The 21,037-nt window shown below is 71.0% G+C and carries 14 protein-coding genes; 7 read left to right on the top strand and 7 right to left on the bottom strand.

Annotated features, from left to right (window positions below):
- Positions 1-2: 2 nt before the first annotated feature.
- Complete coding sequence (locus tag ACIQU6_RS00695; protein ID WP_403479443.1) at positions 3-677, bottom strand: ABC transporter permease; 675 nt, start codon at positions 675-677, stop codon at positions 3-5.
- Positions 674-1,405, bottom strand: a complete 732-nt coding sequence (locus ACIQU6_RS00700) for an ABC transporter permease (RefSeq protein WP_403479444.1) — start codon at positions 1,403-1,405, stop codon at positions 674-676. The genes ACIQU6_RS00695 and ACIQU6_RS00700 overlap by 4 nt, the downstream gene beginning before the upstream one ends.
- Before the next feature lie 303 nt (positions 1,406-1,708).
- On the opposite strand from ACIQU6_RS00700, the gene ACIQU6_RS00705 reads away from it, so the two are divergent.
- Positions 1,709-2,503, top strand: coding sequence for a polysaccharide deacetylase family protein (locus tag ACIQU6_RS00705; protein ID WP_403479445.1), 795 nt, complete (start codon positions 1,709-1,711; stop codon positions 2,501-2,503).
- Positions 2,504-2,650: 147 nt separating this feature from the next.
- Here the strand turns inward: ACIQU6_RS00705 and ACIQU6_RS00710 are convergent, their stop codons facing one another.
- Positions 2,651-3,922 carry an alpha/beta hydrolase gene (locus ACIQU6_RS00710; protein ID WP_403479446.1) on the bottom strand — a complete coding sequence of 424 codons (1,272 nt, stop codon included), beginning with the start codon at positions 3,920-3,922 and terminating at the stop codon, positions 2,651-2,653.
- A gap of 751 nt (positions 3,923-4,673) precedes the next feature.
- Between ACIQU6_RS00710 and ACIQU6_RS00715 the strand changes: the two genes are divergently transcribed.
- Both ACIQU6_RS00715 and metG read left to right on the top strand, forming a co-directional pair.
- On the top strand, positions 4,674-6,170 hold the full coding sequence (locus tag ACIQU6_RS00715) for a VWA domain-containing protein (protein WP_403479447.1): 1,497 nt from the start codon (positions 4,674-4,676) through the stop codon (positions 6,168-6,170).
- A 296-nt stretch (positions 6,171-6,466) separates the two neighbouring features.
- Positions 6,467-8,182, top strand: coding sequence for a methionine--tRNA ligase (metG, locus tag ACIQU6_RS00720; RefSeq protein ID WP_403479448.1), 1,716 nt, complete (start codon positions 6,467-6,469; stop codon positions 8,180-8,182).
- 156 nt (positions 8,183-8,338) lie between these two features.
- Here the strand turns inward: metG and aspS are convergent, their stop codons facing one another.
- Positions 8,339-10,126: an aspartate--tRNA ligase gene (gene aspS, locus ACIQU6_RS00725; protein ID WP_403479449.1), complete on the bottom strand. Its 1,788-nt coding sequence runs from the start codon at positions 10,124-10,126 to the stop codon at positions 8,339-8,341.
- Between the two features lie 265 nt (positions 10,127-10,391).
- Between aspS and ACIQU6_RS00730 the strand changes: the two genes are divergently transcribed.
- Positions 10,392-12,578, top strand: a complete 2,187-nt coding sequence (locus ACIQU6_RS00730; protein ID WP_403479450.1) for a SpoIIE family protein phosphatase — start codon at positions 10,392-10,394, stop codon at positions 12,576-12,578.
- Here ACIQU6_RS00730 and ACIQU6_RS00735 read toward each other — a convergent pair.
- The 3 genes from ACIQU6_RS00735 to ACIQU6_RS00745 form a co-directional block, all read right to left on the bottom strand.
- A complete protein-coding gene (locus ACIQU6_RS00735; RefSeq protein WP_403479451.1) occupies positions 12,494-13,654 on the bottom strand; it encodes an AI-2E family transporter in 1,161 nt (386 codons plus the stop codon). The two genes, ACIQU6_RS00730 and ACIQU6_RS00735, sit on opposite strands and share 85 nt — an antisense overlap.
- Before the next feature lie 161 nt (positions 13,655-13,815).
- Entirely contained in the window at positions 13,816-14,769 is a 954-nt protein-coding gene (locus ACIQU6_RS00740) for a pirin family protein (protein ID WP_403479452.1), read from the bottom strand.
- Between the two features lie 171 nt (positions 14,770-14,940).
- Entirely contained in the window at positions 14,941-15,411 is a 471-nt protein-coding gene (locus ACIQU6_RS00745) for an SseB family protein (RefSeq protein ID WP_274914726.1), read from the bottom strand.
- Between the two features lie 191 nt (positions 15,412-15,602).
- On the opposite strand from ACIQU6_RS00745, the gene ACIQU6_RS00750 reads away from it, so the two are divergent.
- The 3 genes from ACIQU6_RS00750 to ACIQU6_RS00760 all read left to right on the top strand — a co-directional run bounded on the left by ACIQU6_RS00750 (position 15,603) and on the right by ACIQU6_RS00760 (position 21,004).
- Positions 15,603-17,429 (top strand): acyl-CoA dehydrogenase, encoded by a 1,827-nt coding sequence (locus ACIQU6_RS00750; RefSeq protein ID WP_403479453.1) that lies wholly within the window; start codon positions 15,603-15,605, stop codon positions 17,427-17,429.
- 304 nt (positions 17,430-17,733) lie between these two features.
- Positions 17,734-19,029 carry a M18 family aminopeptidase gene (locus ACIQU6_RS00755; RefSeq protein WP_403479454.1) on the top strand — a complete coding sequence of 432 codons (1,296 nt, stop codon included), beginning with the start codon at positions 17,734-17,736 and terminating at the stop codon, positions 19,027-19,029.
- Between the two features lies 1 nt (position 19,030).
- Positions 19,031-21,004 carry a BTAD domain-containing putative transcriptional regulator gene (locus ACIQU6_RS00760; RefSeq protein WP_403479455.1) on the top strand — a complete coding sequence of 658 codons (1,974 nt, stop codon included), beginning with the start codon at positions 19,031-19,033 and terminating at the stop codon, positions 21,002-21,004.
- Positions 21,005-21,037 lie beyond the last annotated feature (33 nt).

Here is a 21,037-nt window from a genome sequence, read left to right on the forward strand (position 1 = left end):
GCTCACGGGGTCCGTCCGCGTGCCCGGGCCGGCGCGTACCGCTGCACGAGCTCGAACACTCCCTCCATCAGCAGCGCGAACACCGCCACCACCACCGCACCGGCCACCACCTGCGGGGTGCTGGCCAGGTTGAAGCCCGCGGTGATGATCCGGCCGAGCCCACCGCCGCCCACCAGCGCGGCCAACGTGGCGGTGGCGACGAGCTGCACGGCGGCGATCCGCACGCCGGTCAGCACCAGCGGCAGCGCCAGCGGCGCCTCCACCCGCCACACCAGTTGGGCCCCGGTCATCCCCATGCCCCGCGCGGCCCGGACCACGTCCTGGTCCACCCCTCGCATCCCGACGTAGGCGTTGGTGAGCAGCGGCGGGATGGCGAACAGCACCAGCGCGATGATCGTCGGCCACTGCCCGTGCCGCCCGATCGGGGTCAGCAGGAGCAGCACGAGGACCGCGAAGGTCGGCACCGCGCGGCCGACGTTGGCCAGGTTGACCGCGAGCGCGCCGCCGCGGCCCAGGTGTCCCAGCGTCAGCGCCACCGGCAGCGCGATCAGGGCGCTGAGGACGAGGCAGGCGAAGGTGAGGACGACGTGTTGGGCGAGGCGGTGCCAAATACCGTTATCCCCCGACCAGTTGGCGGCGGTGGTCAGCCAGGCCCAGACCGCGGCGAGGGTGCTCATGCCCGCCGTCCGGAGGCCGCCGACAGCGCGCGCCCGCGGGCCGACCGGGGGCCCCGGTCGGCCCGCCGCCAGGGCGTGAGTAGCCGTTCCGCGCCGAGCAGCAGCAGGTCGAAGGCGACCGCGATGAGCACGCAGAGCACGGACGCGGTCAGCACCTGCGCCTTGAAATAGGAGTTCATCCCGGCGTAGATGAGGTTGCCCAGCCCGCCGTACCCGACGATCGCGCCGACGGTGGTCAGGGCGACCGCGGAGACCGTGGCGATGCGCAGCCCGGCCATCGCGGCGGGCACCGCCAACGGCAGCTCCACCGTCAGCAGTTGCCGCATCGGCCCGTACCCCATGCCCCGGGCGGCCTCCTTGGCCTCGACGGGGACTCCGCTCAGCCCCGCCAGGATGTTCCGGACGAGCAGGGTGAGGGAGTAGAGGGCGAGGCCGACCACGACGAGGGTGGCGGAGAGCCCGTAGGCCGGCAGCAGCAGGGAGAACATCGCCAGCGACGGGATCGTGTAGAGCACGGTGGTGAGGCCGAGCACCGGGCCGGCCGTCCAGCGCCGGCGACGGGCCAGCAGCGCCAGGGGGAGGGCGATCACCAACCCGAGCCCCACCGAGACCACCGTGAGCTGCACGTGCTGGCCGACCGCGTCGAGCAGGATCTGGCGGCGGGAGGTCAGGTAGTCGCCGCAGATCCAGTCGTTGCGGGCCAGGCAGTCGTCCGGCGGGGCGGTCACAGCAGAAGTCCACCGCGGGCGCGACGGGGTGTCGCGCGGAGTGCGCCCGATCGGGCTGTCGCCCGGGTCACACCGCCCTTCCCACACCTCTATACACATGGTGTGTACCTGGTCTGTATAGTCGCTGAAGTCCGTTCGACAGACGGTCGGCGCGCCGGGCCACGACTCCGTCCGCGCCCGTTTCGTCACACCCGGAAAAACGGGTCGCGAGCGCTCCCGGCCACCGCCGGCGAGCACCGGACCACGCGGAAGAGCGCCGAAAAAACCACAGCAGCCAGCGAACGACTCCAGGAAAGATCTCGCATGCCGAAGCAGATATCCGCGGCCCGCCGCTCGTCCACAGCCGGGCTGCTGACGGCCGCCTCCCTGGCCCTGGCCCTCAGCGGCTGCGCCTCCTACGACGTCACCGCGCCCGCCGACGCGCGGGCCGAGGCCGCGTCGTCCGACGCCAAGAACGCCAAGGCCGGGGACGCCGGCAGCGGCGACGTCGACTGCAGCAAGGCCAAGTGCGTGGCCCTGACCTTCGACGCGGGCCCGAGCGAGAACACCAACCGGCTGCTGGACATCCTCAAGGAGAACAAGGCCCACGCCACGTTCTTCATGCTCGGCAAGAACCACATCGCCGAGCGCCCCGCCGAGGTGAAGCGGATCGCCGCCGAGGGCCACGAGCTGGCCAACCACACCTGGTCCCACCAGATCCTCACCGACATCAAGCCGGACGAGGCCAAGCGCGAGATCTCCCGCGTCCAGGACGAGGTCCACAAGATCACCGGCAAGACGCCCACGCTGATGCGCCCGCCGCAGGGCCGGACCGACGAAGAGGTCTCCAAGATCAGCAAGGAGCTCGGCGTCGCCCAGATCCTGTGGAGCGTGACCGCCAAGGACTACCAGACCACCGACTCGGACCTGATCACCAAGCGGGTGCTCGACCAGACCAAGCGCGACGGCATCATCCTGCTGCACGACATCTACAAGGGCACCGTGCCGGCCGTCCCCGGCATCCTCAAGGAGCTGAGGAACCGCGGCTACACGGTCGTCACCGTGTCCCAGCTCCTCTCGCCCGCGAAGCCTGAACCGGGGATGGTCTACCGCCCCTGAGCCGGGGCCCGTTGGGGCGGGATCCCGACGAAGGGCGCGGGCGACAGTGGCCGGGAGCGGCATGCCACCCACGGCCGCACAACGAAGGGGGCGCCGGACCATCCCGGCGCCCCCTTCCGCGCGCCGCCGTCGCCGGCGGCGCTCACCTCACCCCTGGGGGTGCTCCGCCTCGACCCGCTTGTGGGACCGGTCCTCGGCGGGCGTCTGCGCCTTGGACACGCCCTTCGCCTGACCCGGCGTCGGCTTGTTCGGCTCGGTGTCCTGCGGGAACGTCAACTGCTGGCTCTGCCACTCCAGGGCCGGGACGACCTCCCGCCGCCAGGTCCCGAACTGGTGGCTACCGCGGGGCAGGATGATCGAGTCGACCCGCATCGGCGGCTTCACCGCGTGGATGAAGTCCATGGTGGCGCCGTAGTCCGACTCGCCCTGGCGGCTGCTGGCCACCAGCGCGGAGACCTGCGGCGCGGGCAGGTTCTTCAGCCGCCACTGGAGGTCGTGCTCGCGCTGGTGCTGGGCGCCGGTCGGCCCGGGGCCGAAGAGGCTGCCGGTGGTGAGGTCGTCCTTGATCGCGTAGTCGCCGGAGAGCGAGACCGCCGAGGTGTACGCCGTCGGGTTGCGCATCGCCAACTGGAGCGAGCAGGTGCCGCCCGAGGAGTACCCGAACGCGCCCCAGGCGCTGGGGTCGTGGCCCACCCGGTAGGCCGACTTCATGGCGTCCGGCAGGTCCTTGGTGAAGAACGTCTCGGCCTGCGGGCCGCCCGGCACGTCGACGCACTCGGTGTCGCGCGGCGGCGCGATGGTCGGCCGCACCATCACCAGCACGGTCGGCTGCATCTTGCCCTGCGCGATCAACCGGCCCGCGTTCTGCGGGATCTGGAGGTGCTGCGCGAGGTTCAGGATCCCGCCCGGGTAGCCGCTGATGACGACCATGACGGGGAACCGCTGCCGGTGGAACTGCTGTTGGAAGTACTGCGGCGGCAGATACACGAAGGCCGGGTTGATGGCCCGGGTGCGGCGGCCGATGATCCGTACGGACTCGACCTTGCCCACCTTGTCGGCGGGCCCCTTCGGCAGTCCGGTCACCCGGTCGAGCCCCTGCGGGCCGGCGGGTTGGACCAGTCCGCCCTTGATGTTGCCGACCGTGGCGTACTGCCCGTCCCCCTGACTCACCGCGGCCGGGGCCTGCTCGTTGTTGCCCAGCAACTCGTCCCAGTTGCCGTAGAACTCGAAGTTCGCGTTCACGGCGAGGGCGAGCGCGGACACGATCGAGAGCTGGGTGACCACGATGGCCCCCAACCTCCCCAGCACGTGGCGCCAGCCGTTGCGCGACAGCCGGGGCCAGAGCCACACCGTCGCGGCAACACAGGCCACCGCCAGCACGATCACTGTGATTTCGAGCGACTGACTGGTCAGCCCCATGCGCCCACATCTCCCGTCACCCTCGAAAGGGTTCTTGCCTTCTCACCGGCCACCCCCGAGGCACAACGGGCGGTCAGGACAATGGTCACCGGAGAAGACGGGCTCATCCGCGAATCGGATACCTGAGCGACTTACTTCTTACCGAGCTCTTGCCTGTTTGTTTCCCCCACGTGATGCGCGCGGGCGGGGCCGGTAGATCCCTCTCAACTGACGGAACCACGCGCATGTTTCACGTGAAACGAAGGGCCGGTGAACACCCGGCGACAAGACGCCCACGCGACCGTCGGAACACCCCGGGGCCGGGCAGCCTCCGACCCCTCCGTCACGAACTGGTCGGCGCATCGCGCGAGTTGGAGCCGCTGAGATGCGCGCCCCACACCACCACAACGACATCCCCGACACATTCGCTACCCCTCGCCGTGAATGCCCCATAGGGCACTTCCGCACCATCTATGAGGGCAAGATCCGCCAGGCAAGCGACCAAGTAGCCCCGCACAAACGAGCAATCGGGATTTTCCGCAAAGACCGCGCACGCGCTTTCCGGCAACGGAACGTCTCTTTCCGGACCGACGGGGCGTCGAGCGAAACCACCTCCACGCTCAACACCCCCGTATGGCCCAACCATCTGGGGCGCGGGTTCCCACGATCAGGCCGGTGCTGGCCGCTACCCTTACGTATCCGTCCTGGTCAGGGACATGTCCGCGCTTCACGGACATTCGCCGCACCCACCACACGCAAGAGAGGTCAGCCGATGGGCATTCGGAGTCTGCTGCGCAACGCTTTCGGTCGCTCAAAGGCGGCCCGCAACGAATCCCGCGACGCCCGGAAGAACACCGACAAGCCGGAGGCGGTGACGATCCCGGAGGCCCGCGAGGAATCCATCCCGGCTCCGGTCGCCCCGCCCACCGCGCCCCCGGAGGCCGAGGTCCCGGCCGCCCGCACGGCGCCCGCCGAGCCGGTGCCCACGTCGACCCCGAAGACCGCCTCACTTCCCGCCCAGAGCAGCCCGGTTGACCGTGCGCCGAAGCCCACGGCGAAGGCGCCGACCCCGGCGGCGGCCCCGGCGCCGACCCCGGCGGCGGACGAGGCTCCCGTACGGGACGAGCCGACGGCCGCCCCCGAGGCGCCGAAGCCGGCGGCCGACCCGACCGACGCGGCCGCGCCCAAGGAAGAGGCCGCCGCCAAGGGCCTCGATGCGCCGCGGCCGAGCGCCGCGGCCGACGCGCCCGCCGTGCCCGTCGCCCCCGACTCCGCGCCCGACTCCGCCGCCGACCTGGTCAGCCAGGCGTTCGACAACCCGGTCCCCGCCGCGGCGACCACCGCGGAGGACGACCCCGCGCCGAAGCCGGCGGCCCAGCCGGAGCGGGAGGAAGCGCAGGAGGAGAAGGAGACGGTAGCGGCGGCGGTGACGCCGGAGAAGGTGGTGGACGAAGCCCCGGCCGCGGCGGTGACCGAAGCACCGGCCCCCGAGGCCGCGCCGGACGTCCAGGCCGCCGAGCCCGCAGCACAGGAGCCGGCCAACGAGGCCCCGGCCCCCACCAACCAGGTCGCGGCGACCGCGCCCGCGCTCCTGCCGCTGCACGAGGCCGCACGCGCCACGTTGGAGAAGCACGGCCTCGCCGCCCAGCGCGCCACCGTCTACCTCGTGCTCGACCGCTCCGGCTCGATGCGCAACTACTACAAGGACGGCACGGTCCAGCACCTCGCCGAGCAGGCCCTCGGCCTCTCCGCGCACCTCGACGAGAAGGCCACCGTTCCGGTCGTCTTCTTCTCCACCGATGTGGACGGCACCGCCGACCTGGACCTCGCCAGCTACGAGGGCCGCATCGAGGAACTGCACTCCGGCCTCGGTCACATGGGCCGGACCAACTACCACTGGGCCATCGAGGCCGTCGTCACGCACTACACGAAGTCGGGCTCCACCGACCCCGCCTTCGTCATCTTCCAGACCGACGGCGCACCGACCTCCAAGCCCGCCGCCGAGCGCGCCCTGTGCCAGGCCGCCCAACTCCCCATCTTCTGGCAGTTCATCGGCTTCGGTGACCCCGACGCCAAGGGCTTCGACTTCCTCCGCAAGCTGGACGACCTGGCCATCCCGGAGAAGCGCGTCGTGGACAACGCCGGCTTCTTCCACGCCGGTCGCGCCCCCCGGAGCCTCTCCCACGAGGAGCTCTACCAGCAGTTGATGGTCGAGTTCCCGGAGTGGCTCACCGAGGCCCGCGCCGCCAAGGTCCTCAAGGACAGCTGAGCCACCGCCGCACCCCGCACGCACAGGCCGCGGCCGGACCCGATTCGGGTCCGGCCGCGGCCTGTGCCACGCGTCGGCGTTTCCCGCGGAAACGAGGGGAGCCCGGGCGTCGCGTGCGTGATGATGGAGGGCGTGGGCGGGGCACGTTTCACGTGGAACGAACGGGGCGCGACGCCCTCATCCGCCCGTTGCGGGCCGGAAAATACCCGCGCGGAGCCCCCCACCCCGTCCAGTACGATATTGACGTTGCGTAAAGCAAATCATCACTCACCGTAGCGACTTGGGAGCAGCCGGCAATGGCTCGACACCTCATCACCAGCGCCCTTCCGTACATCAACGGGATCAAGCACCTGGGCAACATGGTGGGGTCCATGCTCCCGGCCGACGTGTACTCCCGGTACCTGCGGCAGCGCGGTCACGACGTCCTCTACATCTGCGCGACCGACGAGCACGGCACGCCGGCCGAGCTGGCGGCGAAGGACGCCGGGCAGTCCGTCGCCGAGTTCTGCGCCGAGCAGCACGACAAGCAGAAGGCGATCTACGACGGCTTCGGGTTGCAGTTCGACCACTTCGGTCGAAGCTCCTCGCAGCAGAACGTCGCGCTGACCCAGCACTTCGCGCGCAAGCTGCAGGAGAACGGCTTCATCGAGCAGCGGGCCATCCGCCAGGTCTACTCCAACGCCGACGGCCGCTTCCTGCCGGACCGCTACATCGTCGGCACCTGCCCGCACTGCGGCTACGACAAGGCGCGCGGCGACCAGTGCGAGAACTGCACCCGCGTCCTGGACCCGACCGACCTGATCGACGCCCGCTCGGCGATCAGCGGCAGCGGTGACCTGGAGGTGCGCGAGACCAAGCACCTCTTCCTGCTCCAGTCCAAGCTCCAGCACGAGGTCGAGGGTTGGCTGGCGGGCAACGGCAGCAAGGAGTGGCCGACGCTGGCGTCGTCCATCGCCCACAAGTGGCTGACCGAGGGCCTCCAGGACCGGGCGATCACCCGCGACCTGGACTGGGGTGTGCCGGTGCCGGCCGACGTGTGGCCGGAGTTGGCCGCCGAGGGCAAGGTCTTCTACGTCTGGTTCGACGCCCCGATCGAGTACATCGGCTCGACGAAGGAGTGGGCGGACCAGGCGCCGGAGGAGCGCGACTGGAAGTCGTGGTGGTACGAGGCCGACAACGTCCGCTATACGGAGTTCATGGCCAAGGACAACGTGCCGTTCCACAGCGTGATGTTCCCGGCGACGCAGTTGGGCACCCGCGAGCCGTGGAAGCGGGTCGACTTCCTCAAGGCGTTCAACTGGCTCAACTACTACGGTGGGAAGTTCTCCACGTCGCAGAAGCGCGGCATCTTCACCGACGCGGCGCTGGAGCTGCTGCCGGCCGACTACTGGCGCTACTTCCTGATGGCGCACGCCCCGGAGTCCGACGACACCTCCTTCACCTGGGAGCTGTTCTCCTCCTCGGTCAACAAGGACCTGGCCGACACCCTCGGCAACTTCGTCAACCGCGTGCTCTCCTTCTCCCGGAAGCGGTTCGGCGACGAGGTGCCGGCCGGCGCCGAGGCCGGCGCCGCCGAGCAGAAGCTGGGCGAGGAGATCGCCCGGCTGCTCGCCGAGTACGAGGGCCACATGGAGGCGCTCCAGTTCCGCAAGGCCGCGGCCTCGCTGCGCGCCCTGTGGAGCGCGGGCAACTCCTACCTTGAGGAGAAGGCCCCCTGGCTGGAGATCAAGACGGACAAGGACGCGGCGGCGCTGACGCTGCGGACCGCGATGAACCTCATCCACCTCTACGCGGTGGTCTCCGAGCCGTTCATCCCGGCGTCGGCGAAGGCCATGCGGGGCGCGTTCGCGCTGGACGGCGACACGGCCACCTGGGTCTCGCCGGAGGAGGCGCAGGCGCTGGCCTCGGTGCCCGCCGGAACGTCGTTCACGGTCCCGCCGGTGCTCTTCGCGAAGATCACCGAGGACGATCTGGCGGCGTACCGGGAGCGGTTCGGCGGCGAAGAGGGCTGACCCCCGCCGCGTAGGCACGCACGAGGGCGCCCCCGGACCGGATCGGTCCGGGGGCGCCCTCGTGCGTGCCTACGCGGCGGTGCAACGGCCGTTCCCTGATTGCCGGATGTGCCAGGGCCCGGGACCGCGGCTTGCGGTCCCGGGCCCTCGTGCGCCCTACTTGGTCGGCTTGTACGGCGTCGGCTTCGCCGGGCCGGTGCGGATGCTCAGGTGGAGCTCCTTGAGCCGGGCCTCGTCGACCTCGGAGGGGGCGCCCATCAGGAGGTCCTGGGCGTTGCCGTTGAGCGGGAAGGCGATGGTCTCGCGGATGTTGGGCTCGTCGGCGAGCAGCATCACGATCCGGTCGACGCCCGGGGCGATGCCACCGTGCGGCGGGGCGCCGAACTTGAAGGCGCGGAGCATGCCGCCGAACTCGGCCTCGACGGTCTCCTTGTCGTAACCGGCGATCGCGAACGCCTTGTACATGACGTCCGGCTCGTGGTTCCGGATCGCGCCGGAGGAGAGCTCGGTGCCGTTGCAGACGATGTCGTACTGCCAGGCGAGGATGTCCAGCGGGTCCTTGGTCTCCAGCGCCTCCAGGCCGCCCTGCGGCATGGAGAACGGGTTGTGGGAGAACTCGATCTTGCCGGTGTCCGCGTCGCGCTCGAACATCGGGAAGTCGACGATCCAGCAGAAGCGGAACTCGTCCTCGACGAAGTGGCCGGCGCGCTTGGCGGCCTCGACGCGGACCGCGCCCATGATCTTGGAGACCTCGTCGAAGTCGCCGGCGCCGAAGAAGACGGCGTGGCCGGGCTTGAGGTCCAGGGCGGCGACCAGCGCCTTGACGTCGTCCTCGGTGAGGAACTTGGCGATCGGGCCGGCGAGCGCGTTCTCCTCACCGACGCGGACCCAGGCCAGGCCCTTGGCCCCCTGCGAGACGGCGAAGTCGCCGAGCTGGTCGAAGAACTTCCGCGGCTGGTCGGCGGTGTCCGGCACGGCCAGGGCCCGGACGTGCTTGCCGGCGAACGCCTTGAAGCCGGAGTTCGCGAAGACGTCGGAGACGTCCACCAGCTCCAGCTCGGCGCGCAGATCCGGCTTGTCGGAGCCGTACTTGAGCATCGCCTCGCGGAACGGGATGCGCGGGAACGGGGAGGTGACCGTGCGGCCGTTGCCGAACTCGGTGAAGAGCTCGGTCATCAGCCTCTCGACGGGCTGGAAGACGTCCTCCTGCTCGACGAAGCTCATCTCGATGTCGAGCTGGTAGAACTCGCCCGGCGAGCGGTCCGCGCGGGCGTCCTCGTCGCGGAAGCAGGGCGCGATCTGGAAGTACCGGTCGAAGCCGGCGATCATCAGCAACTGCTTGAACTGCTGCGGGGCCTGCGGCAGCGCGTAGAACCTGCCGGCGTGCAGACGGGACGGGACCAGGAAGTCGCGGGCGCCCTCGGGGGAGGTCGCGGACAGGATCGGGGTCGCCATCTCGTTGAAGCCGAGGGCCACCATCTTGTGCCGGATCGCGGAGATCACGGCGGTGCGCAGCATGATGTTGCGGTGCATGCGCTCACGGCGCAGGTCGAGGAAGCGGTACTCCAGGCGCTTCTCCTCGTTGACACCGTCCTCGGCGTTGATGGTGAAGGGGATCTGCTCGGCGGCGCCGAGCACCTCGACCTCGGTGACCTCGATCTCGATCTCGCCGGTCGGCAGGTCCGGGTTGACGTTGTCGGCGCCGCGGGCGCTGACCTTGCCGTCGATGCGGACGACGGTCTCCTTGGTCAGCGAGCCGAGGACCTCGTTGGCCGGGGTGCCGGGGCGGGCGACGAGCTGCACCAGGCCGTAGTGGTCGCGCAGATCGATGAAGAGGATGCCGCCCAGGTCACGTCGATTGTGCAGCCAGCCGCTGAGGCGAACGTCGGTGTTGACGTCCGCGGCTCGGAGCTCGCCGCAGTTATGGGACCGGTACCGATGCATCGCTCATCCAAGTCGTCGCGAGTCGAGGTGGGGAGCCGTCGGGCGAGCAGGGGGACACCGGGCCCACTGGCCCGATCACCGCGTGGATCGCCCGAAAGACCACCCCGGGAATGGCATAACCGCTCCAGGTTACCGTCCGGCCCCGACCTCCTGGTTGACATATCCCCCTCAGGCTCCCCCGACGCGGGGGCGGGCACCCGGGCTGGGACGATGGTCACGTCCGGCTCGCTGGTCGAGTCACTTCAAATCCACCTAAAGTGATGCAATGCGCACCAAGGACCTCCTGGCCGCCCTCGCGACCGGCCTGTGGCGCTGGGACAACGCATCGGGCCGGGTGACCCTCGACGCCGAGGCGGCCCGGCTGCTGGGGCTTCCCGCCGAGCCGGTCGAACTGACCGAGGCGGCCGTGCGCTCCCGTTTTCACCCCGTCGACTTCGCCGAGATCAACGGCGTGGTCCAGCTCGCGGTCTCCGAGGGAACGGTCGCCGAGGCCCGGCTGCGCATCGTCGACGAGCGCGGGCGGGTGCAGCGCATCGTCCGCTCCCGCACCCGGCCCCGGATCGTGGACGGCGACTTCGAGCTGGTCGGCACGCTTCAGGAGGTGCCCGAGCCGCAGCCCGGCACCTCGGCGGCGGTGACGCCGGTGACCGGCGACTGGCGCCGCTCGCGCGAGGCGTTCCTGTTGGACGCGGGCCGGGCGCTGGCCGAGGCGCGGTCCACGGCCGAGGTGCTGCGGGTCGCGGCCGGACTGTCGATGCCGGGCTTCATGCCGGACGGTCTGGCGGTCTTCGGCATCCAGGGCGACCGGCTCTCGGTGATCGGCCACCACGGCCACCGCCCCGGCGACGAGCTGCCGTTCTCCGAGATGATGCTGGACACCGACTACCCGGCCGCCGAGGTGGTGCGGAACGGCCGGGCCATCTACCTCCCCACGCCGGAGGAGTACCAGCGCCGCTACCCCGCCACCTGGCCACTGGCCGCCCCCTTCGACCGCACCTCCTGGGCGTTCCTGCCGTTGGTCAACGCCGGCCGGACGATCGGCGCCTGGATGGCCGGCTTCGCGCAGCCGGTCACCTTCACCCCGGACGAGCGCTCGGTGCTGACCACGGTCGCGCGGATGCTGGCCCAGGCGCTGGCCAGGGCCGGGATGCAGGAGTCCCAGCAGGAGCTGGCGGTGGGGCTGCAGCGGAGCATGATGCCGACGGTGCAGCCGGACATCCCGGGGATGGCGGTCGCCGCCCGCTATGTGCCGACCGGCGGCGGACTGGAGGTCGGCGGCGACTGGTACGACATGATCCCACTGCCGTCCGGGCGGATCGCGCTGGTCATCGGCGACGTCCAGGGCCATGACGTGCGGGCCGCGGGCCTGATGGGGCAGCTGAGGATCGCGCTGCGCGCCTACGCCTCCGAGGGCCACCATCCCGATGCGGTGCTCTCCCGCGCCTCCCGTTTCCTGGCCGGGATCAACGAGACCGAGTCCCGCGGCCACGGCGAGGACCAGCGCTTCGCGACCTGTCTGTACGTCGAGGTGGATCCGGCGACCGGCCTGCTGGACGTGGCGCGGGCCGGCCACCCCGACCCGGCGATCCGGATGGCCGACGGCGCCGTGATGGTCCGACCCACCGCCGGCGGGCTGCCGTTGGGCATCGACCCGGACACCGACTACCCCACCACCCGGATCGTCCTGGAGCCCGGCGAGACCATGTTGGTGTGCACCGACGGGCTGATCGAGACCGGTGGGCACGACCTGGAGACCGGCTGGGGGCGGCTGCGCGGCGTCTTCGAGGCGCACGGCGCCGAGGTGGACGGGGGCAGCGCGGAGAGCCTGGAGCGGCTGGCCGACTCCCTGGTCCAGGCCGTGCACGGGCCCTCGTCACACCACACCACCGGTCCGCTGGTGGACCGCCGCGAGGACGACATCGCGCTGCTACTGCTCTCCCGCGAGGGCGCGAGCTGCGGGCTGGGCGCCGGCGACCGGCTCGCCCGACGGCCCGGGCGGCGCACGGTGTTCTCCGTCGCGCAGGCCGAGCCGGAGCGGATCGCCGCGGCGCGCCGCCAGATACGCGATGTGCTGCACGACTGGACCGACCCGGACCAGGTGGACTCCGCCGTCCTGCTGGTCTCCGAGATCGTCACCAATGTGCTGATGCACACCGACGGGGACGCGCTGCTCGTGGCGGAGGTCTCCGGCGAGCGCGGCTCCCGGCGGCTGCGGGTCGAAGTGGCCGACGCCAGCGACGAGTTGCCGCACCGCCGCAGGCCCGGCGAGCTGGCATCCTCGGGGCGCGGCCTGGTCCTGCTGGAGCTGCTGGCCGGGGAGTGGGGCGTGGACCCGCGCGGGGACGGCAAGTCGACGTGGTTCGAGCTCTACGAGGACGCCGGGGCGGCGGGGGAGTCGCCCGGCCCGGCGTCGTCGGGACCGGAGGAGTCGCTGTCCGAGCCCGCGGCGTAGTGCCTGCGCAGTTCGTGGAGGACGCCGGAGGCGGCCGCGGTCAGCGGGACGGAGAGCAACATGCCGAGGATCCCGGCGACGCTCGCGCCCGCCGTGATCGCCAGCATCACGACGGCCGGGTGCATCTGCACGGTACGGCTCTGGATCATCGGCTGGAGCACATGGCCCTCCAGCACCTGGACGGCGACGACCACCGCGAGGGCCCAGAGCGCGATCACGAACCCCCGGTCCGCGAAGGCCACCAGGATCGCCACCGCACCGGAGATGAACGCGCCCAGGTAGGGGATGTAGGCGCCGACGAAGACCAGGGCGCCCAGCCCGAAGGCCCCCGGGACGTCCAGGACCACCAGGCCGACGGTGATACAGAGGGCGTCGATCAGCGCGATGAAGGTGGTGCCGCGCATGAAGCCCTCGATGGACTGGAAGCCGCGGCGGGCCATCCGTTCCAGGCGCGGCGCCGAGTCGCCGGGAGCCCAGTCGTGCAGGGCACGGACCGCCTTGTCCGAGTCGCGCAGGAAGAAGAACGTCAGCAGCAGGGCCAGCACCGCGGCGGCGATGAACTGCCCCACGATGCTCACCCCGGCGAGGACCCCGGAGGCCGCGGTGCTGCCGAACCTGGTGACCAACGTCTTGGCGTTGCCGGCCAGATCGGTGAGCGAGTTGCCGGCCACCCCGAAGCGCTGGGAGAGGTCCGCGGCCGCGTCCTTGAGAGAGGCGATGATCTGGTCGCCGGTGTCGACCAGCGCGCTGATCACGACGTACCCGGCCCCGCCGACCACGATCACCAGCACAGCACAGGTCAGTCCGGCCGCCAGTGAACGGTTGAACCGCATCGCCACCAGCCGCCGGTACATCGGCCCGAGCAGCGCGCTACCGAGCAGGGCCAGCAGGACGGGCGTGACCGCGGCGCTCAACTCGACGCAGAGCCAGATGCCGAGGGCCACCACCGTGGCGACCAGCAGCCCGACCGCGCACCAGGCCGCGGCGCGGCGAGCCTCGATCGGCAGCAGCGGCGCGGTGTGCGGCAGCCGGCCGGGCTCGGCACCGCTTCGGTCTTGATCCGAGTCGTTTCGCACCAAGACAGTCCACCACGGCAGAGATGCAGTTGAGGGGTATTGGACGGGCGCGACCACCGCGCGCGACCCGCCCGCCGACCCGGCGTTTCACGTGAAACATGTGTGCGGGGGCGGCGTTTCACAGGAAACGCCGCCCCCGCGGTGCCGCCGTCGGCGGCCGCTCACCGCGCGTCAGCGGGAATCGTGCCCAGGCGGCCGGCCTGGAAGTCCTCGAAGGCCTGGGCCAGTTCGGCGTGGGTGTTCATCACGAACGGGCCGTAGTGCATCATCGGCTCGCGGATCGGCAGCCCGCCCAGCAGCACCACCTCGAAGTTGGGGCTGCGCGACTCCTGGCTCTCGTCGGCCCGGATCGTCAGCGCGTCCCCCTCGCCGAAGACGACGGTCTGGCCCATGTGGAACGGGCGGCCCTCGTCGCCCGCCGTGCCGCTCCCGGCCAGGGCGTAGGCGAGGCCGTTGAAGTCCGTGCGCCAGGGCAGCGTGACCTGGGCGCCCGGGCTCACGGTCAGGTGCATCATCGTGATCGGGGTGTGGGTGATGCCGGGCCCCTCGTGGCCGTCGATGTCACCGGCGATCAGTCGCAACAGCGCACCGCCGTCCGCCGAGGTGAGCAGCTTGACCTGGCCGCCGCCGATGTCCTGGTAGCGCGGCGCCATCATCTTGTCGCTCTTGGGGAGGTTCACCCAGAGCTGGAGGCCGTGGAAGAGGCCGCCGGACATGACCAGCGACTCCGGCGGGGCCTCGATGTGCAGCAGCCCGGAACCCGCCGTCATCCACTGGGTGTCACCGTCGTTGATGACCCCGCCGCCACCGTGGGAGTCGCGGTGCACGAAGGTGCCGTCGAGCAGGTACGTCACGGTCTCGAAGCCGCGGTGCGGGTGCCACGGGGTGCCCTTGGGCTCTCCCGGCGCGTACTCCACCTCGCCCATCTGATCCATCATGATGAACGGGTCCAGGTACTTGTAGGCGATCCCGGCGAAGGCGCGGCGCACCGGGAAGCCCTCGCCCTCGAAACCGCTGGGGGCGGTGGTGACGGCCAGCACCGGACGGGTACGCGCGCCGGCGGACGCGGCCACCTTCGGCAGGGCCAGCGGGTTCTCAACGGTCACAGCGGGCATGACGACCTCCTCGATCGTTCGCGTTTCAATAAGTTAGTTGAAAGCTGAACGACTGACAAGGTGTGCGGCATTCCCCACCGCGCCACGCCCACGTTGCCGCAGGTCAGCGCAGAGCTCTTGAGGGGGAGGCAGGGGAGGGCGGGGCGGTCGCGGGCCGCCGCGGGGGAGTCGTCAGCCGTACATCCGGCGCATCGCGAAGTCGACCATCTGCTCCACGGCCTTGGCGTCGAAGACCATCCGGTGGTCGCCCTCCATGTCGAGGACGAATCCGTAGCCGGTCGGCAGCAGGTCGAGCACCTCGGCGCCGGTGATCACGAAGTACTTGGACTCCTTGCCGGCGTACCGGCGCAGTTCCTTGAGCGAGGTGAACATCGGGATGACCGGCTGCTGGGTGTTGTGCAGCGCCAGGAAACCGGGGTTGTCGCCGCGCGGGCAGTAGATCTTGGAGGTCGAGAAGATGCCCTGGAAGTCCTCGGCCGACATCGAGCCGGTGGTGAAGGCACGCACCGCGTCGGCGAGGGAGGGCGGCGACGGCTCGGGATACAGCGGCTGCTCGCCGTAGCCCCCGGGGGCCGGTTGCTGCGGCGGGGGCGGCGCTCCGTACTGCTGCCCGGCACCCGCGTTCTGGTCGTAGCCGTACATGCGGCACAGCGTACTGAGTCGAGGAGGGCGCGGGGGACGCTCGTCACAGATCGGCCGCAGGGGGTTGCCCTTTATTACCGATGGGTAGCATCATCGTAGCTACTTGCTGGTATTGCGTATCGAGGTCCCTTCCTCGCGTCGAGGTCTTCCTCGGACAGAGGTCCTCCCGAACCCTTAACGGAGCCGTACCCATGGGGCACTACAAGTCGAATCTCCGCGACATCGAGTTCAACCTCTTCGAGGTGTTCGGCCGTGACAGCGTGTACGGCACCGGACCGTTCGCGGAGATGGACGTCGACACCGCCAAGAGCGTGCTCTCCGAGATCGCCCGGCTGTCGGAGAACGAGCTGGCCGACTCCTACGCCGACGCCGACCGGAACCCCCCGGTCTTCGACCCGGACACCAACACCGCGCCGGTGCCGGACACCTTCAGGAAGAGCTACCAGGCGTACATGGACGCCGAGTGGTGGCGCCTGGGCATCCCGGAGGAGATCGGCGGCACCACCTCGCCGCGCTCGCTCCTGTGGGCCTTCGCCGAGACCATCCTGGGGTCGAACCCGGCCGTGTGGATGTACGCCTCCGGCCCGGCCTTCGCGGGCGTCCTCTTCGAGGAGGGCACCGAGCAGCAGAAGCACATCGCCAAGATCGCGGTGGACAAGGGCTGGGGCTCCACCATGGTGCTGACCGAGCCCGACGCCGGCTCGGACGTCGGCGCCGGCCGCACCAAGGCGGTCCAGCAGGAGGACGGCTCCTGGCACATCGAGGGCGTCAAGCGCTTCATCACGTCCGGTGAGCACGACATGGCGGACAACATCCTCCACTACGTCCTCGCCCGCCCCGAGGGCCACGGCCCGGGCACCAAGGGACTGTCGCTCTTCCTCGTGCCGAAGTACGAGTTCGACTTCGAGACCGGCGAGTTGGGCGAGCGCAACGGCGTCTACGCCACCAACGTCGAGCACAAGATGGGCCTGAAGGCGTCCAACACCTGCGAGATGACCTTCGGCGACCGCCACCCGGCCAAGGGCTGGCTGATCGGCGAGAAGCACGACGGCATCCGCCAGATGTTCCGGATCATCGAGTTCGCCCGGATGATGGTCGGCACCAAGGCGATAGCCACCCTCTCCACCGGCTACCTCAACGCCCTGGAGTACGCCAAGGAGCGCGTGCAGGGCCCGGACCTGGCGGCGTTCACCGACAAGGCCGCGCCGCGCGTGACGATCACCCACCACCCGGACGTGCGCCGCTCGCTGATGACGCAGAAGGCGTACGCCGAGGGCATGCGCGCCCTGGTGCTCTACACCGCGACCGTCCAGGACGAGATCCTCGTCAAGGAGACCGCCAGCGAGGACGCCTCCGCCGAGCACGCGCTGAACGACCTGCTGCTGCCGATCGTCAAGGGCTACGGCTCGGAGAAGTCCTACGAGCAGCTCACGCAGTCGCTGCAGACCTTCGGTGGCTCCGGCTACCTCCAGGAGTACCCGATCGAGCAGTACATCCGGGACTCCAAGATCGACACCCTCTACGAGGGCACCACCGCCATCCAGGGCCAGGACTTCTTCTTCCGGAAGATCGTCCGCAACCAGGGCGCGGCGCTGACCGGGCTCGCGGAGACCATCAAGAAGTTCCTGGCCGACGCCGAGGGCGGCGCCGAACTGGAGGGCGCGCGCGGCGAGCTGGCGAAGGCCGCCGAGGGCCTGGAGGCGATCGTCGGCGCCATGCTGACCGACCTCGCCGCCACCGAGAAGGACGTCAAGTCCATCTACAAGGTCGGGCTGAACACCACCCGCCTCCTGATGGCCTCCGGTGACGTCGTCGTCGGCTACCTGCTCCTCAAGGGCGCCGCGGTGGCCACCGAGAAGCTGGCCGGCGCCTCGTCGAAGGACAAGGCGTTCTACGCGGGCAAGATCGCCGCCGCGAAGTTCTTCGCGCACGACGTGCTGCCGGGCGTCGCGGTCCAGCGCACGCTGGCCGAGTCCGTCGACCAGTCCCTGATGGAGCTCGACGAAGCCGCGTTCTGAGGGTGCACCGGAGTGTGACGGTCCGGGCCCGTTCCAGGATCGTCATCCGGTTCTCACAAACCTCTCAGAATCAGTGCACACACTGACAACTGCCCGCCTCCTTCTCCCCCGAGGAGGCGGGCATCAGTGTGTCGGGACGGATGGTGCGGACGGGCCCGCCGAGGCACCTGCTACCGATCGGGACGGGATCCGGCCGGCACCGAGGGCGGTTCCGCTCCGGAATGCGAAAATCGTGGCCGGAAGGCAATGGAGTCGCGCCCTAGGACCACACGGAAGTGCGGAGTTGGCTCCTTATGCTGAATCCATGACCAACTCCGCCCGCTTCGACCGCGGCCACACCGACGACCTGATGTCCTTCCTCGCCGCCAGCCCCTCGCCGTACCACGCGGTGGCGAACGCGGCGGAGCGGCTGGAGAAGGCCGGCTTCCGTCAGGTGGCGGAGACCGACGCGTGGGACGGCCGGAGCGGCGGCGCCTATGTCCTGCGGGGCGGCGCGCTCATCGCCTGGTACGTCCCCGAGGGCGCGACCCCCGCCACTCCGTACCGCATCGTCGGGGCGCACACCGACTCCCCCAACCTCCGCGTGAAACCGATCCCGGACACCGGCGCCCACGGCTGGCGGCAGATCGCCGTCGAGATCTACGGCGGGACGCTGCTCAACACCTGGCTCGACCGCGATCTGGGGCTCAGCGGCCGAGTGACGTTGAGCGACGGCAGCGACCGGCTCGTCCACGTGGACCGACCACTGCTGCGCGTGCCGCAACTGGCCGTGCATCTGGACCGGTCGGTGAACGTCGAGGGTCTCAAACTGGACAAGCAGCGCCATATGACGCCTATTTGGGGCCTGGGCAAGGTCGCCGAGGGCGACCTGATCGCGTTCGTCGCCGATGAACTCGGGGTTCCGGCCGGGGACATCAAGGGCTGGGACCTGATGGTGCACAGCGTGGAGCCGCCCGCCTACCTCGGCCGCGACCGCGAACTGGTCGCCGGGCCGCGGATGGACAACCTGCTGTCCGTGCACGCCGGTACGGCCGCGCTGGTCGCCGCGGCCACCGCCGGCGACGAGTTGACCGCCATCCCGGTGCTGGCCGCCTTCGACCACGAGGAGAACGGCAGCCAGTCGGACACCGGCGCGGACGGCCCGCTGCTCGGCACGGTGCTGGAGCGTTCGGTCTTCGCGCGCGGCGGCACGTACGAGGACCGCGCGCGGGCCTTCGCCGGCACCATCTGCCTGTCGTCGGACACCGGGCACGCGGTCCACCCCAACTACGGCGACCGGCACGAGCCGGGGCACCACCCGCTGCCCAACGGCGGGCCGATCCTGAAGGTCAACGTCAACCAGCGGTACGCCACCGACGGCAGCGGGCGGGCGGTCTTCGCCGCGGCCTGCGAACGGGCCGGGGTGCCCTGGCAGACCTTCGTCTCCCACAACGCGATGCCGTGCGGCACCACGATCGGCCCGATCACCGCCGCGCGGCACGGCATCCGAACCGTCGACATCGGCGTCGCGATCCTGTCCATGCACTCGGCCCGCGAACTGTGCGGTGCCCAGGACCCGTATCTGCTCGCGAACGCCCTCACGGCCTTCCTGGAGAGCTGAGTTGGAATTCTCACTGCTCGGCCCGATCTCCGTGCTGAGCGGCTCCGCGGAGCTGCCGCTCGGGCCCGCCAAACGGCGCAGTGTGCTGGCGCTGCTGCTCCTCCAGCCCAACACCACTGTGCCGCTTGAGCAGTTGATCGACTCCCTGTGGGAGGACGAACCGCCCGAACACGCCCGCACGGTCGTGCAGGGGCACGTCTCGCGGCTGCGCGCCACGCTCGCCGCCGGCGGCGCCGAGGCGTACGGCATCGAGTTGGCCACCCACGGCTCGGCCTATCTGCTGCGGCTGCCGGAGGAGTTGATCGACGCCCACCGGTTCGGTGAACTGGTCGCGCTGGCCCGCCCGGAGGCCGCGCCGTCCGACGCGGTGCCGCTGCTGCGGGAGGCGCTGGGGCTGTGGCGCGGGCCCGCGCTGACCGGCACCGTCACCAGCCCGCCCTTCGCGGCCGCCGCGCACGCCCTGGAGGAGCGCAGGCTCTCCGCGGTGGAGGCGCTGGCCCGGGCGCACGGGGCGCTCGGCGACCACGAGCAGGCCGCGGCCGTCCTGTACTCCGCGGCCGTCAACCACCCCCTGCGGGAGGGGCTGATCGCCGCGCTGATGCGGGCGCTGTTCCGGACGGGACGGCAGTCCGACGCACTGGAGTGGTACCACCGCACCCGGGGGTTGCTCAGCGAGGAGTTGGGCGTCGATCCGGGGGAGCGGTTGCGCACCGCGTACGAGGAGATCCTCCGGGCCGAGGCGGACGGGGGCCGGAAGGCCGGCGCGCCGGCGGCCGCCCCCGTCGACCCGCGCACGTTTCACGTGAAACAGGACGGCGACGCGCCGACCCCCGCCAAGGGGGCCACGGCCGGCGGCGCCGGTCCGACGTCAGGCGCCGAGGCCGGCCGGAACAGGGCCGGTGCCGCCCCCCGGCTGCTGCCCAGGCCGCCGGCCCGCTTCCTGGGGCGCGAGGGGCAACTGGGCGCGCTGTCCGAGGCGTTGGCGGACCGCACGACCGGGGAGAGCCCGCTGGCGGTGGTCGTGGGCCCGGCCGGGGTCGGCAAGACCGCGTGCGCGGTGCAGTGGGCGCACCTGCATGCCGGCGCCTTCCCCGACGGCCAACTCTTCGCCGATCTCCGGGGGTTCGGGGAGGGCGACGAGGCCGCGCCGGCCGAGGTCCTGCGCGACTTCCTGCTGGCGCTCGGCACTCCGCCGGAGCGGGTGCCCGGCTCCGCGCAGGCCGCCTCGGCGCTGTTCCGCTCGCTGGTCGCCGAGCGCCGGCTGCTGGTCGTCCTGGACAACGCGCGGAGTTCGGCGCAGGTGCGCACGCTGCTGCCCGGCGGCCCGCACTGCGCCACGGTCGTCACCAGCCGCAGCCGGCTCGACGGGCTGGTGGCCACGGACTGCGCCCGACCGGTGGGCCTCCAGGCCATGGGGCACGAGGAGGGCACGGCGCTGCTCGGCGCCATGCTCGGGCCGGATCGGGTCGCGGAGGACCCGGCCGCGGCCCGCGAACTGGTGGACCTGTGCGACGGGTTGCCGCTGGCGCTGCGGGCCGCGGCCGCCCAGTTGACCGCCCGACCGCGCTGGCGGCTGGCCCGGCTGGCCTCGGCGCTGCGCGACGAACGGCGGCGGCTGGCGCTGCTGTCGGCGGAGGACACCGGCATCGCGGCGGCGCTGCGGATGTCCGTCGCCCGGCTGTCCGCGGACGACGCCCGGCTGCTGAGGGCGCTGGCGAACAGCCCCGACGGCCACCTCAACGCGTCGGCGGCCGCGGCGCTCGCCGGGTACGACCAGGAACGGACCCAGGACGCGCTCGAACGGCTCGCGGAGATGCACCTGGTGGACGAGGAGGCCACCGACGTCTACACGATCAGCGCGCTGACCCAGCTCTTCGCCCGGGACGCGAACGGGGAAGGCGGACAGCGGCGGGAGGGCGACGACGGGCCGGAGCCCGGCGGGCCGGGTGGACGTCCGGGCGGCGGGGCCGGCTGAGCCCGGCCGCAACGGGGGACGGGCGTTAGGCGG

The organism is Streptomyces sp. NPDC090442 (genome assembly GCF_044769405.1).
GTDB lineage: Bacteria > Actinomycetota > Actinomycetes > Streptomycetales > Streptomycetaceae > Streptomyces.